Genomic DNA, 14,192 nt, shown 5'->3' on the forward strand with positions numbered 1-14,192 from the left:
TGAGGCTATTCCTAAATCGACGCAGGAGTGTGATTGCGCACGCTTTTGTAAAGTTTAGTTAATGGGTTTGCTTGCATTCATCAGACGAAATGCTGAACCTGTGTAAGGAATAATTACGAAGCGTAAAATAATGATGCGCTCGACGAATGGAGAAACGCGCGCCCATGTTAATACCCGCCAAACTCAGCCGCCCGGTCCGTCTTGAAGGCACCGTCATCCGTGAAAGATTGCTGCAAAAGCTCACCGCTGTCGGTAACTATCGGCTGGTACTGGTCACCAGTCCGGCAGGTTACGGCAAAACCACACTGGTATCTCAGTGGGCGGCGGGAAAGCGCGATCTGGGCTGGGTATCTCTGGACGAGGGCGACAATCAGGCGGAACGCTTTGTCGATTACCTGATAGCTGCACTGCAACAGGCCACACATGGCGGCTGTCCCCGCACTGAGCTGCTGGCGCAGAAGCGGCAATATGTGAATCTCAATGCACTGTTTTCTCAGCTTTTTATCGAACTGGTGGAGTGGCAGCAGCCGTTGTGGCTGATTGTTGATGACTACCATCTCATCACCAATCCGGTCATTCATGACGCGATGCGCTTTTTCCTGCGTCATCAGCCGGAGAATCTGACGCTTATTCTGATGTCGCGTAACCTGCCGCAGCTGGGTATCGCTAACCTGCGGGTGCGTGAGCAACTGATTGAACTGGGCAGCCAGCAGCTCGCATTTACACATCAGGAAGCGCGCCAGTTCTTTGACTGCCGTCTGTCGGCGCCGCTGGAAAGCGACGAGAGCAGCCGCCTTTGTGATGATGTCGCAGGCTGGGCGACGGCACTGCAACTGATCGTGCTGTCGGCACGACAGGGTGCCAGCTCTGCGCAGCATTCAGCCCGGCGGCTTTCTGGTATTAATGCCAGCCATCTCTCTGACTACCTGGTGGAAGAGGTACTGGATAATGTCGATCTCTCCACCCGCCATTTCTTACTCAAAACTGCGCTGCTGCGTTCAATGAACGATGAGCTGATAGCCTGCGTAACCCACGAAGATAACGGCCAGATGCGGCTGGAGGAGATTGAACGTCAGGGGTTATTTCTGCAGCGCATGGACGATTCCGGCTGCTGGTTCAGCTACCATCCGCTGTTTGGGAACTTTCTGCGTCAGCGCTGTCAGTGGGAGCTGGCCGCAGAGCTGCCTGCGCTGCATCGGGCTGCGGCTGAAAGCTGGATGGCGCAGGGGTTTCCTGGCGAGGCGATTCACCACTCGCTCGCCTCCGGTGACGCGAGCATGCTGCGGGATGTGCTGCTGAAGCACGCCTGGACGCTGTTTAATCAGAGCGAACTGCCGTTACTGGAGAACTCCCTGAAAGCGCTGCCGTGGGAGATGATGCTGGAGAATCCTATGCTGGTGCTGCTGCAGGCGTGGCTGATGCAGACCCAGCATCGCTTTTCTGAAGTCGATAGTCTGCTGGCACGTTTTGAACAGGCCAGCCGCTGCGAGATTGATGCCGCTCTGCGCGGTGAATTTAATGCGTTGCGCGCCCAGGTGGCGATCAACGATGGCAATACCGACGAAGCGGAGCGGCTGGCGAAAGTGGCGCTCGACACCCTGCCAGCCAGCCGTCACTACAGCCGTATTGTGGCGACCTCAGTACATGGCGAAGTGATGCACTGCAAAGGTGAGTTAGATGATTCACTCAAGCTGATGCGTCAGACCGAACAGATGGCACGTCGCGATGAGGTTTGGCACTACGCGCTCTGGAGCATGATTCAACAGAGCGAGATTCTGTTTGCTCAGGGCTTTTTGCAGGCCGCCTATGAGATCCAGAGCCGCGCCTTTGTGCTGGTGGAAGAGCAGCATCTGGCGCAGTTCCCGCTGCATGAGTTTCTGCTGCGCATTCGCGCTCAGCTGTTATGGGCCTGGGGCCGACTGGAAGAGGCAGAGCAGGCGGCGCGCGAAGGGATCAACGTGCTGAACGGTTACCAGCCGCAACAGCAGATTCAGTGTCTGGGACTGCTGGTACAGTGCTCACTGGCGCGCGGCAACATTGATAACGCCCGCAGCTACCTGAACCGTCTGGAAAACCTGCTGAACAACGGCAACTGGCACAGTGACTGGATCGCCAATGCCGATAAGGTTCGGGTGATCTACTGGCAGATGACCGGCGACAGCCAGAACGCACGCGACTGGATGCGGCAGACACCCAAACCCGCTTTCGCTAACAATCATTTCCTGCAGGGACAGTGGCGTAACATTGCCCGTGCACAGATCCTGCTGGGTGATGTCAGCCAGGCAGAAGTGGTGCTTGAGGAACTGAATGAGAACGCCCGTGCCCTGCGCCTGATGAGCGATTTAAACCGTAATCTGCTGCTGTTGAATCAGATCTACTGGCAGACTGACCGCAAAGCGGAGGCGCAGCGTGTGCTGATTGAGGCGCTGAAACTGGCACGCAGCACCGGATTTATCAGCCATTTTGTCATTGAAGGCGAGATGATGGCGCAACAACTGCGGCAGCTGATTCAGCTAAATACCCTGAATGAGCTGGACAGTCACCGCGCCCGCCGCATCCTGCTTGAAATTAATAAATATCATCGACATAAGTTTGCCCATTTCGATGAAGGTTTTGTCAGCCGGTTGCTCAACCATCCTGACGTGCCGGAACTGATCCGTACCAGTCCACTGACGCAGCGTGAGTGGCAGGTGCTGGGCCTGATCTATTCAGGATACAGCAACGATCAAATCGCCGGGGAACTGGCGGTGGCATCCACCACCATCAAAACGCATATCCGTAATCTCTACCAAAAACTGGGCGTCTCTCATCGCAGCGAGGCAATGGATCAGGTGCAGGCGCTGTTAAAAATGATGGGCTATGTCTGAGAATAGCGGGCGATTATTCATCGATTGTTGAAAATTGCCCAGGCAGAAGGCTGTTCTGATGTAAAACCCGCACAGGAAACCGACGCCGGTTAAAGACGCCTGACAAGGTCTGGAAGAGTAAAGCAGAGCGGGAGTGTGCTGTGGTGAACTGGTTGAAGTGCTTCCCGATCTGCGTCCCGAGCCGCTTAGCGCGTATTTGTGGTCGCGCACCGCCGCAATCTGTCGCGGCGTATCAGGGCTTTTATGCACTGGACAGAAGACATTTTAAAACCCTATTTTGACTGATTACATGCGCGATATTTACGCCAGATACGAAGAGACGAGGCAAAGGAAAAGCTTAATCGTGCAGGTCACGCTGCGCTTTTTCTGATGGTTTGCTTAATCTGATGATAAAATCGCAAATGAGCGTGTAAGCTGAGATAAATATCAGGGCCGCTATAAATTATAGTGATTGAAGTTTGTTAACATTTGTAACTGCTGCTGTGCTAACATTTCGACGTTTATTCAGGTTTCCTGCCGTGTGTAGTATTACTGGAACGCAGTATGATAGATAAATATCAAACCCATCACCATGTCGCTTTACTGCTTCTGCTACGACACATCTGCACAATCGCCCTGACGTTTCTTCTGCTCATCGTCATTCCTCATTTAGCCTGGGCCGAAATACAGGATGGCAAAGCTAATCGCATTGTCAGTGGTATTATCAGTTTCACCCACTGGCCGGGTGTGAAACGACCAGAATTATGTGTTTTATCTTCAGCGCGACATCTCTCTTTACCGGAAAATCCTGCGTCTTCAACCGCGACATTTACTGTTGTGTATCTTGCTTCTGTTAACGACTTCAGTATGCACCGATGCGATGCTGTTTATTTCGGCGATCAGACGCCCCAGCAGCAGGTTGACTCTCTGCAGCATTTTACGGGAAGGGCCGTTCTTAGCCTCGCGGAGAATAATGCGGAGTGTACGGTGGGTGCCGCGTTTTGCATGATTTTTCAGCCTAATCATACGCATTTTTCCGTTAACCTCGATTCCCTTGCCAGAAGCGGTGTCAGGGTGAGTCCTGATGTGCTTTTGCTCTCCCGCGAGGGAGGCGAATAAGATGAAATTTGATAAATTAAGACATGATAAATCGTCCATCCGCAATAAACTGCGGAAGATAAGCACCATCAACGCTGCAGTGATACTCCTGCTGTGCTGGTTATTGCTCTCATCAACGTCGCTGCTGTTTATTAAAAAATATGAGAAACGAAATCTCGAATTAATCGGTTCGACGCTAAGTACTACGCTAACTGCGGCTACCGTTTTTGCCGACAGCTACGACGCACGTAATAAAATCGAACGGCTTGGCAATGAAGGCATGTTCGCTTCCGCGAAGCTGGTTACCCGTGATCACATTGTTCTGGTTCAGTGGAATGCACAACAGGAACCGTCGGGTTGGTATTCACGCTTACTGCGCGAGTGGATTTATATCAAACCTCTTAACGTCAATATCATTCATGCTGATGCTGTCGTCGGGACGTTGACGCTGGAAGGCACGGTGACCGGCGCGTTAAACTTCCTTCGTTACTCATTTATGATTCTTAGCAGCGGCATGCTTTGTGTGCTGGTTATCTCGCTTCTGCTGAGTGAATTTCTGCATCGGGGTATGGTTGCAACACTGCGCACCATTACCAGCTCAATTCACTATGTGATTCATTCTGGTGATTTTTCACTGCGAATCCAGGGTGGCCCAATTAAAGAGTTTCAGCTCTTTTCAGACGATCTGAATTCACTGCTTAAGGAAATGCAATCGCTGAAGGCTTCGCTTATGCGTGATAATCGCTCGCTGGCTGCTAAAGCGCTGGAAGACCCGCTGACCGGCCTTGCCAACCGCACTGCATTTTCCGCCCGACTGACACAACTCCTCGCTCTGCAATCTGCCAATGAGCGCTTTGCGCTGTTATTTCTCGATGGCGATCGTTTTAAGAGCATTAATGATAACTGGGGACATGCCGCCGGGGATGAGGTATTGAAAGCGATAGGATCGCGCCTTTTATCACAGGCATCTGAACAGGATCTGGTTGCCAGATTAGGCGGAGATGAATTTGCCATGCTGGTGAGCAGCCGGACCCGTGATGAGCAATTGCAGCAACTCATGCAGAACATTCATGCTGCGATCAGCGAAGAAATCAGTATTGCAGAAGGTATGCCGATAAAAACCTCAATGACCATCGGATATGCGTGGTCACAACAGGGTGATACGGTTGAATCGATCCTCGAACGTGCTGATATGAATATGTATAAGAATAAGCGAAAAAATAAAGTTTAATGAAGGCGTGAACGAGACGTGAATATGAAAAAGAATATTTCCCTGATGCTCCTGACTCTGGCTTTGGTGGGTTGTCAGTCTAAAGAGCATTTTAGTGAGGCACAAATCGCCGCGATGAAAAGTGCTGGATTTACCCGAAATAGTGAAGGCTGGGGGTTGGGATTATCCGATAAAATCCTGTTTGGTGTTAACGAATCAGAACTGACTCCCTCAAGCAAAAGTAATATTCAGGGGATGGCGAAAAACCTGGCATCGACCGGTATTGAGCATGTGCGCATCGATGGGCACACTGACAATTATGGCAAACCCGATTATAACCAGCAGCTGTCGTTGAAAAGAGCGAATGCCGTAGCGGCACAGTGGGCGGAAGGTGCGTCGATACCCCGTGGAAATATTGTTACGCGTGGATTGGGGATGAGTGCTCCGGTTACCAGCAACAACAGCGCGCAAGGGCGTGCGCAAAACCGCCGCGTGGCCATTGTGATCACAGCACCATGATAAACCAGCGGCCAACACCTGCTTTGTCGTCGGATTTACCTGCGCGTGACCATGCGCTGACCATGGGAAAAGATGAACGCACGGCGGACTCCGCCATGCGTTGTTTTTATCAGCGATAAAACGCCGGTTTAACCGACATCTTAACCGGCACAATCTCGCCAGAGGTTTGTGCCGCGACACAGGCATCGGCCGCGACTGCCGCCGCGTAACCATCCCACGCCGAGGGCCCCGTCATCTCACCGCTGATGACGTTGTTGATAAACGCCTGTAGCTCCACGTCATAGGCATCGATAAAGCGTTTTTTCCAGTCGGTCAAAATGGTAGTCGAGAGTTTTGCCGCGCTGCGTGTCTGCACAGAAACGGGCTCCGGCAGGCGGGCAACGCCGCGTTCACCCACCACTTCACACTGAATGTCGTAGCCATATTCACAGTTCACAAAGATTTCGACATCAATACGCGCGCCTTTGGCTGTCTCCAGCAGCACGATTTGTGGATCGCGCAGATGTGACGATGCCTTGCGGGTTTTGCGTGGGAAGATCACCTGTACGCTGGCGTAGTCATCATTCAGCAGCCAGCGCAGCACATCGAGTTCGTGGATAAGCGTATCGGTGATTGCCATGTCGGTGGTGTAACTGTCACCCACTTCCGGATTACGGTGTGCGCAATGCAGCATCAGCGGTTCACCAATCTCACCGCTGTCGATGACCGCTTTTAGCGCACGGTAGCCGCTATCATAAGGGCGCATAAAGCCGACCTGCACCAGCTGCCGTCCCGCCTGAATCTCCGCTTCAACAATATTCATACAGCCCTGAGCGGTGACCGCCAGCGGTTTTTCGCAGAACACCGCTTTGCCCGCTTCGATACAGGCCAGCACAAAGGCTTCATGTGTCGGACCCCAGGAGGCGACCAGCACCGCATTCACCAGCCGATCGTTAATGAGATCCAACGCATTGTCATAAATGCGTGCTTCCGGCGTCAGCTCATTCACAATCTGCTGGCAGTTGTCGCGGTTGATGTCGTTGAGCGCCACCACGCGCGCATTCTGTAACACTGTGCTGCAACGACGGATATGTTCGCGGCCGATTGCGCCGGTGCCGATAACACCAATGTTAATTGTCATGATGATTCCCTTAAGCTGAGTGATTTAACAAACGAATGCTGTCGCGTATTTCGCGGGTGATGTCCGCTTCCTGCCAGCTGTTCATTACCGACGAGAAAGGTTCAAAAGCGTAAAGGCCGCTGTAGCCCATCTTCTCCAGCCGCTCAACCTGTTGCTTACTTTGCAGGCGGTCGTCCGCGCTGAGCATGATGCGCTCTTCGTCGGTGAGCTGGCTGACCGGGCGTGGGTCAGTGACGCCGGAGAGGTGCACCAGCCCGATCTGACCGATATCGATCTCCTGGTCAAAAGTCTGTTCCGCATCCTCAAACAGATGATGATGGAAGGTATCAATCAGTAATCTGAACGGCACGCCTGCTTCATGAATCAGTGTCTGCGCCTGAGTTGCCGAACGTAGTGAGCTCTGAGGAAAGCCCAGCGGCTCGACCAGTCCCTGAATACCTGCGTCGGCGAACAGCGGTGCCAGGGTTTTCAGTGCAGCGACGGTATCGGCTGCGCTGATGGGCGTACCGTCATTGAGCGGACAGAGCACCAGCGATTCCGCGCCAACTGCCTGCGCATCGCTTAATAACTGGTGGGCGCGCTGTAGTACCTCTTCATTCAGCTGGTTAAACGGATAGAGCGCATTGATAGTGACAATACGAATACCTGACTCACGCGCCAGGGCCCTGACGTCGTCACCGCTGAGATCGTCGGTAACGCGTCCGCTGGGCATATCATTACGCAGCTCGACATTATGAATACCCAGCTGGCTGACGAGGTTAAAAAATTGCGGAAGGGTGAGGCTGGGCGCTATTTTACGGTTGATGCAAAAGCGCGCGTTGGGAATATTCAGGCTCATAACAATTTCCTTGAACGTAGGGTGTCGGTGTTAATAGCAATCGGGTCGTCAGCGTCATGACGCGGGCCGTTATTTTTTACTGCGCAGCAGGCACTATTTTTTGCCGTTATAAAGCGCATAGAAATAGTGCTCGACCTGCTCAAGACTTCTTCCCCGGGTTTCGGGAATAAACTTCACAACAAAAACAGAACCGCCGATGCCGATGGCCGCGAATATGAAGAAGGCACCAGCCAGACCAAACGCGGCTAATAACAGCGGGAAGGCCATAGAGATGGCAAAATTAGCGATCCACAGTGAGAAGACCGCGCCGCCCATACAGATGCCGCGCATCCTAGCGGGGAAAATTTCTGACAGCAGTAACCAGGTCACCGGTGATAACGCGCCCTGCTGAAAGCACAGAAACATCAGCATGCCCGCCAGCACCAGATACGCCCGCAGCAGATTGACGGTGCCATTGAGGTATTCCGGCATCAGCCAGCAGACCAGCCCGATAAAGAAAAGGCAGCAGGTGCAGCCCATCTGGCCAATTAACACCAGCGGGCGACGGCCCACTTTGCCGATTAACCAGATACCGACCAGCGTCATCACCACCGAAATCACGCCATTGGCGATGGTGGCAAACAGCGCCGCATCATTGCTCAGTCCGGCAGCGGTCAGCATGGTCGGCGCGTAGTACATGATGGTATTGACGCCGGTCAGCTGCTGAATGGCGGCGATGCCCACGCCCAGCAGGAAAATTTTCATCAGCCAGGGCGTCGCAAGATCGCGCAGGCGGCCTTTGCCACGCTGGCGGTTCTCTTCGATGGTTTCCTCAATCTCCTCCAGTTCCCACTCAACATCTTCAGCGGCGCGGGTTTTTTCCAGCACCTCACGGGCGGCCTGACTGCGGCCTTTCATTACGTGCCAGCGTGGGGTTTCTGGCATAAATATCATGCCGATCCAGAGCAGAACGGCGGGCACAATCGATAACGCCAGCATCCAGCGCCAGGTGTTTTCACCGCCCCAGATGTCGTTAAATGTGGCGTTTGAGATGTAAGCCAGCAACTGACCGCTGACGATCATCAGCTCCTGCAGGGTAACCAGCTGGCCGCGTTTGTTAGCGGGTGCGATTTCCGCGATGTAGACCGGCACGGTGGCTGCCGCGCCGCCCACGGCAAACCCCAGGAACAGACGCGAGGCGATCATCCAGGTGACGTCCGGTGCCAGGGCTGATCCCACCGCACCCAGAGCAAAAATCAGCGCCAGTGCGATGATAATGCGTCGTCTGCCCAGGCCATCTGCCAGATGGCCGGCCGCCAGTGCGCCGAAGGCCGCGCCAAACAGCAGGGAGCTGGTCACCAGTCCCGTTGTAAACGGTGTGAGATGCAGATCGCTACGCATAAATAGCAGCGCACCCGAGACCACACCGGTGTCATAACCAAATAGCAACCCACCTAAAGTGGCAACCAACGCAATAATCTTCACAAAAGGCTCGGTGCGGGTGGCGCTATTGGGACCGGAGGCCGGGTTCGACGAAATATAAAGTTCTTTTTCCATGAATACTCCTGGTCATTACGGCAAAGACAAAACGTCAGAACATGAAGAAGCCATCACCCTACTGATATTTTTATTTCGGGTTAAATTATATTTGAAACTTAGTTTTCATTATGTGAGCTCAACCCTTGCGCCTTTTTTATTTTGATTGGATTCCATCAGGGCGTAATAAAAATCGTTAGATTAAAGAGGGTTATTGTTCACGTTAATAAAAAAGCGATGTTTTTGTCAGGGCGAAATGGGAATAATTTCGGGAAAGCAGAGTGTAATGAATCAGGGTCAGGATGAAATATCCTGACCAGAAGAAGGGGGAATGTTGAGGTTAGCGGATGGTGAGTGCATTTAATGCGGATAACAGCGCGTCTACTTTTGGCAGAAACTGTTTACGCCGTGGCCATACCACGCTTAGCGTCAGCCCGTCAGGTTGTAACTGCGGCAGGATAATCTCCAGTTCGCCGGCTGCTACGGCGCGCTGAATCAGCCATGAAGGCATCTGGGCCACACCCAGTCCGGCGATGACCGCCTGCAGTTGCGCATCAACGTCGCCCACTGCCAGCCTGAACGGCACCTCGCGCCAGTGTGGCTGACCATCTTCAGTGGTGAACAGCCAGGGTTTGGTCGAGCCATCCACGCGCTCATAAAGGATGGCGGGATGATTCAGCAGCGCCGCCTCATTCTCCGGACGACCTTCACGGTCCAGATAAGCAGGAGAGGCACAGAACTGCATCTGCTCGCGGCCCATATTGCGCCATCCCAGGGACGCAGGGAGGTCAGGCGCACCGCCGATCCGTACTGCCACATCCACGCCTTCCTCAAACAGGTCCACAAAGCGATCGGACAAACTCAGGCTCAGCGCCAGTTCCGGGTGCTGCTGGCAAAATGGCATCAAGAGCGGCATGACGTTGAGACGGCCATAGGTCGTGGGCACCGCCAGACGCAGACGACCGGACGGAATGATGCGCTGCGCCGCCAGCACTGCCTCGGCTTCGGCCAGATCCTCCAGGATGCGCAGGCAGGTCTGATAATAGGCGCTGCCCGCGTCGGTGAGGTGCAGGCTTCGCGTGGTGCGTTCCAGCAGCCGCGAGCCCAGTCGCGTCTCCAGGCGGCTGACGCTTTTACTGACTGCCGAACCGGTCACATGCAGCCGCTCAGCCGCGGCGGTAAAGCTGCCGCACTCGACGCTGGCAACAAACGGCAGAATATCTTTGAGGCGATGATCGTGCATTGATTGATGAACTCAGGTTAAGAATGCTGTGAATAAATGCCAGAGATAAGAACTGAATTCTCTATTAGGCTTAGAATTACGCAAAACGAGGAGAAATCAAATGAAAAAGCACGCTTTGATTGTTGGCATCAGCGGTGTTATTGGTCGCGCACTGGCAGAGAAATTACAAACAGAAGGCTGGCAGGTCACCGGTCTTTCACGCGGACGCGGTGCGGTTCCTGAAGGCGCAGCCAGTCTGACAGCCGATCTGACCGACGCTGACGCCGTTCGTGACGCACTGAAAGAGGTAAAACCGGATGCGCTTTTCTTCAGCGTCTGGGCGCGTCAGGAAAATGAGAAAGAGAACATCCGCGTTAATGGCGGCATGGTGCGCAATGTGATTGAAGCACTCGGCGATCGCCTGAAGGGTTCACACGTGGCACTGGTTACCGGTCTAAAGCATTATCTGGGTCCGTTTGAAGCTTACGGCAAAGGGGCGGTGCCGGTGACGCCGTTCCGCGAAGAGCAGGGTCGTCAGCCAGTCGATAACTTCTATTACGCGCAGGAAGATGAAGTGTTCGCGGGCGCTGAGAAGTATGACTATCGCTGGAGTGTTCACCGTCCGCATACCATCATCGGTCATGCCGTAGGTAACGCGATGAATATGGGGCAGACGCTGGCGGTTTACGCGACGCTGTGCAAAGAGAAGGGCTGGCCCTTTATCTTCCCAGGCTCGCCTGAGCAGTGGAACGGCATTGTGGATATGACCGATGCGGGCCTGCTGGCTGAGCAGCTGCACTGGGCTGCCACTTCACCAAATGGCGCAAATGAGGATTTCAATGCCGTAAACGGTGACGTTTTCCGCTGGAACTGGATGTGGCCAAAACTGGCAGACTATTTCGGTATTGAAGCTGCGGAGTACCCGGCGCAGATGATGCCGCTGGAAAATCGTATGCAGGAAGCCGCCAGTGCATGGCAGGCGATTGCAGAGCAGAATCAGTTGCGTGAGGCAGATGTGACTAAGCTGGCTTCATGGTGGCACACCGATGCAGACCTGGGCCGTCCGATGGAAGCTTTTACTGATATGAGTAAGAGCCGCAAAGCGGGCTTTACCGGCTATCGCAGCACGCTCGACTCCTTTACTCAGCTGTTTGATAAGCTGAAAGCGGAAAAAGTGATTCCGGAATAACCCAGCAGGCGCCGCATCAGGCGCCTGTTTCGTTTCTGGCAGAGACTATACTCAGGCACTGAATCAGTGAATGGAGGAGCAGATCGATGACAACATGTTTCATTATCGGGGCGGCGGGCAAGGTTGGTCAAAAGCTGACGCGTCAGCTGAGCAGCAGAAATCATGCGGTCACGGCGCTGCATCGTAAACCGGAACAGGCTGAGACTCTTCAGGCCGCAGGCGCGAAGCCTGTTGCGGGTGATATTCAGCAACTCAGCGTGACGGCACTGTCCGGTTTAATGACGGGTCACGAAGTGGTTGTTTTCACCGCGGGTGCGGGCGGAGCCGGGATCGAGTTAACCAATGCCATTGACGGTGAAGGGTTGAAGCTGGCGGTAGCTGCAGCAGAGCAGGCGGGTGTCTCGCGCTTCCTGCTGGTCTCGGCGTTTCCGGATGCAGGCCGTGGTAAAACGCCATCAGAGGGTTTTGAGAATTACATGCGGGTGAAACGTCTGGCGGATGCCGTGCTGGTGGCGAGCAAGCTGGAGTGGGTGATCCTGCGGCCGGGTACGCTGACCGATGAAGCCGGGACAGGGCGGGTGCATGCTGATCTCGCTATTCCGTATGGGGAAATCCCGCGTGAAGATGTGGCGGCGACGCTGGTCGGGTTGATTGAGAATCCGGCGATTAAATATCAGATAATCGAACTCACCCAGGGTGATGTGCAGATTGATGTGGCGTTGCAGCGGTTGCAGCGGGTATAGAAAGGTAGGGTTGTTGCTGGATCGAGCCTGCTCAGGGAACGCGGTCAGTTTGGAAAGACGCAAAAGCCGTCATCCATGACACCCTCGGTCCGCACCGTCCCTGGTAAGGGATGCTTTCCTCCTCTGACCGTGCTCCCTGCGCAGACTCTCTGACAGCCAATAGCCCTTACTTTAATCAACAAAAAAGCCCCGAATCAGTGGGCTTTTTGCTTAGCTGACGCAGGTATTACTTCACGCATTTAGCGCAGTGCGCACGCTCAATGTGCTGGAAGAAGTCATTACCTTTATCATCGACCAGGATAAAGGCAGGGAAATTCTCCACCTCGATTTTCCAGATCGCTTCCATTCCCAGCTCAGGATACTCCACGCATTCCAGACTCTTGATGCTCTGCTGCGCCAGCACCGCGGCCGGACCACCGATGCTGCCCAGGTAAAAGCCGCCATGTTTATGGCAGGCATCCGTCACCTGCTGACTGCGGTTACCTTTTGCCAGCATGATTTTGCTGCCGCCGTGGGCTTGCAGCAAGTCCACATAGGAATCCATGCGTCCGGCTGTCGTCGGGCCGAGTGAACCGGACGCATAACCTTCAGGCGTTTTAGCCGGACCAGCGTAATAGACCGGGTGATCTTTGATGTACTGCGGCAATCCTTCGCCATTATCGATGCGCTCTTTGAGTTTGGCATGTGCGATATCACGCGCCACGATAATGGTGCCGGTCAGTGAAAGGCGGGTAGAAACCGGATACGCGGAGAGCTGGGCCAGAATCTCTTCCATTGGACGGTTAAGATTCACCTGCAACACTTCACCTTCGCCCTGCTGACGCAGCGCTTCCGGAATCAGACGGCCTGGATTTGATTCCAGCTTCTCAATCCAGATACCTTCGCGGTTAATCTTCGCTTTGATATTGCGGTCAGCCGAGCAGGAAACGCCCATGCCGATCGGGCAGGACGCGCCGTGACGCGGCAGACGCACCACGCGGATGTCGTGGGCGAAGTACTTGCCACCAAACTGCGCGCCAAGGCCAAGGTCCTGCGCTGCTTTCAGCAGTTCCTGCTCGAGCTGCACATCACGAAATGCCTGACCATGCTCGTTGCCCTCGGTCGGTAAGCCATCGTAGTAGTGCGTTGAGGCGAGCTTCACGGTTTTCAGTGTGCTCTCTGCCGAGGTGCCGCCGATAACAAACGCGATATGGTATGGCGGGCAGGCAGCGGTGCCGAGGGTACGCATTTTGTCCACCAGGTAATTTTTCAGTTTGCCTGGGCTCAGCAGCGCTTTGGTTTCCTGATAGAGATAAGTTTTGTTGGCGGAGCCGCCGCCTTTAGCGATACAGAGAAACTTGTACTCATCGCCATCTACGCTGTAGAGGTCGATCTGCGCAGGAAGGTTAGTGCCGGTATTCACCTCTTTATACATATCCAGCGCGGCATTCTGGGAATAGCGCAGGTTATCTTCAATATAAGTGTTGTAGATACCCAGTGACAGCGCGGCTTCATCGCCACCGCCGGTCCAGACGCGCTGGCCCTTTTTGCCCATGATGATCGCGGTGCCGGTATCCTGACAGGTAGGCAGCACGCCTTTGGCAGCAATTTCAGAGTTTCTTAAAAACTGCAGAGCCACATATTTGTCATTGTCGCTGGCATCCGGGTCATCAAGGATGGAGGCAACCTGCTGCTGGTGGGCCGGACGCAGCATGAAAGAAGCGTCGTGGAAGGCCTGCTGACTCAGCAGCGTCAGTGCCTGCGGGTCAACTTTCAGGATCTCCTGACCCTCAAACTCGGCGACGGAGACATGCTCGCGACTCAGCAAATAGTATTCAGTATCTTCGTGGGACAGCGGAAAAGGGTTCTGATAGACAAAAGGTTTGTTCGACATTTTTTCTCACTTAATGACC

The 14,192-nt window shown here is 54.0% G+C and carries 11 protein-coding genes and 1 pseudogene; 7 read left to right on the plus strand and 5 right to left on the minus strand.

Going from position 1 to position 14,192, the window contains the following annotated elements; translation table 11 throughout:
* Window positions 1-164 precede the first annotated feature (164 nt).
* From malT to Q7C21_RS04740, 5 genes and pseudogenes are all read left to right on the plus strand, one after another.
* Window positions 165-2,867 (plus strand): HTH-type transcriptional regulator MalT, encoded by a 2,703-nt coding sequence (gene malT, locus Q7C21_RS04720; RefSeq protein ID WP_375150458.1) that lies wholly within the window; start codon window positions 165-167, stop codon window positions 2,865-2,867.
* A gap of 142 nt (window positions 2,868-3,009) precedes the next feature.
* Window positions 3,010-3,152, plus strand: a pseudogene (locus tag Q7C21_RS04725) (transcriptional regulator); the annotation flags it as partial.
* A gap of 258 nt (window positions 3,153-3,410) precedes the next feature.
* The gene (locus Q7C21_RS04730; RefSeq protein WP_105099704.1) at window positions 3,411-3,965 is read left to right on the plus strand and encodes a YfiR family protein; all 555 of its coding nucleotides are present in this window, start codon (window positions 3,411-3,413) and stop codon (window positions 3,963-3,965) included.
* Window position 3,966: 1 nt separating this feature from the next.
* Window positions 3,967-5,175 carry a diguanylate cyclase domain-containing protein gene (locus Q7C21_RS04735; protein WP_192378032.1) on the plus strand — a complete coding sequence of 403 codons (1,209 nt, stop codon included), beginning with the start codon at window positions 3,967-3,969 and terminating at the stop codon, window positions 5,173-5,175.
* Between the two features lie 24 nt (window positions 5,176-5,199).
* A complete protein-coding gene (locus Q7C21_RS04740) occupies window positions 5,200-5,673 on the plus strand; it encodes an OmpA family protein (RefSeq protein ID WP_008924716.1) in 474 nt (157 codons plus the stop codon).
* A 109-nt stretch (window positions 5,674-5,782) separates the two neighbouring features.
* Here Q7C21_RS04740 and Q7C21_RS04745 read toward each other — a convergent pair whose 3' ends face one another.
* The 4 genes from Q7C21_RS04745 to Q7C21_RS04760 all read right to left on the minus strand — a co-directional run bounded on the left by Q7C21_RS04745 (window position 5,783) and on the right by Q7C21_RS04760 (window position 10,389).
* On the minus strand, window positions 5,783-6,793 hold the full coding sequence (locus Q7C21_RS04745; protein WP_375150459.1) for a Gfo/Idh/MocA family protein: 1,011 nt from the start codon (window positions 6,791-6,793) through the stop codon (window positions 5,783-5,785).
* Between the two features lie 10 nt (window positions 6,794-6,803).
* The gene (locus Q7C21_RS04750; RefSeq protein ID WP_375150460.1) at window positions 6,804-7,631 is read right to left on the minus strand and encodes a TIM barrel protein; all 828 of its coding nucleotides are present in this window, start codon (window positions 7,629-7,631) and stop codon (window positions 6,804-6,806) included.
* 93 nt (window positions 7,632-7,724) lie between these two features.
* On the minus strand, window positions 7,725-9,167 hold the full coding sequence (locus tag Q7C21_RS04755; RefSeq protein WP_375150461.1) for a sugar porter family MFS transporter: 1,443 nt from the start codon (window positions 9,165-9,167) through the stop codon (window positions 7,725-7,727).
* A 319-nt stretch (window positions 9,168-9,486) separates the two neighbouring features.
* A complete protein-coding gene (locus tag Q7C21_RS04760) occupies window positions 9,487-10,389 on the minus strand; it encodes a LysR family transcriptional regulator (protein ID WP_008924712.1) in 903 nt (300 codons plus the stop codon).
* A 100-nt stretch (window positions 10,390-10,489) separates the two neighbouring features.
* On the opposite strand from Q7C21_RS04760, the gene Q7C21_RS04765 reads away from it, so the two are divergent.
* Together Q7C21_RS04765 and Q7C21_RS04770 are read left to right on the plus strand one after the other, a co-directional pair.
* On the plus strand, window positions 10,490-11,557 hold the full coding sequence (locus Q7C21_RS04765; protein ID WP_275767356.1) for an SDR family oxidoreductase: 1,068 nt from the start codon (window positions 10,490-10,492) through the stop codon (window positions 11,555-11,557).
* An 86-nt stretch (window positions 11,558-11,643) separates the two neighbouring features.
* Complete coding sequence (locus tag Q7C21_RS04770; protein WP_192378033.1) at window positions 11,644-12,300, plus strand: SDR family oxidoreductase; 657 nt, start codon at window positions 11,644-11,646, stop codon at window positions 12,298-12,300.
* Between the two features lie 226 nt (window positions 12,301-12,526).
* On the opposite strand, the gene fumA is transcribed toward Q7C21_RS04770, so the two are convergent.
* Window positions 12,527-14,173: a class I fumarate hydratase FumA gene (gene fumA / locus Q7C21_RS04775; protein ID WP_110411798.1), complete on the minus strand. Its 1,647-nt coding sequence runs from the start codon at window positions 14,171-14,173 to the stop codon at window positions 12,527-12,529.
* Window positions 14,174-14,192: the final 19 nt, after the last annotated feature.

It is taken from the genome of Pantoea sp. ANP04 (assembly GCF_041982285.1).
Lineage (GTDB): Bacteria > Pseudomonadota > Gammaproteobacteria > Enterobacterales > Enterobacteriaceae > Pantoea > Pantoea eucalypti.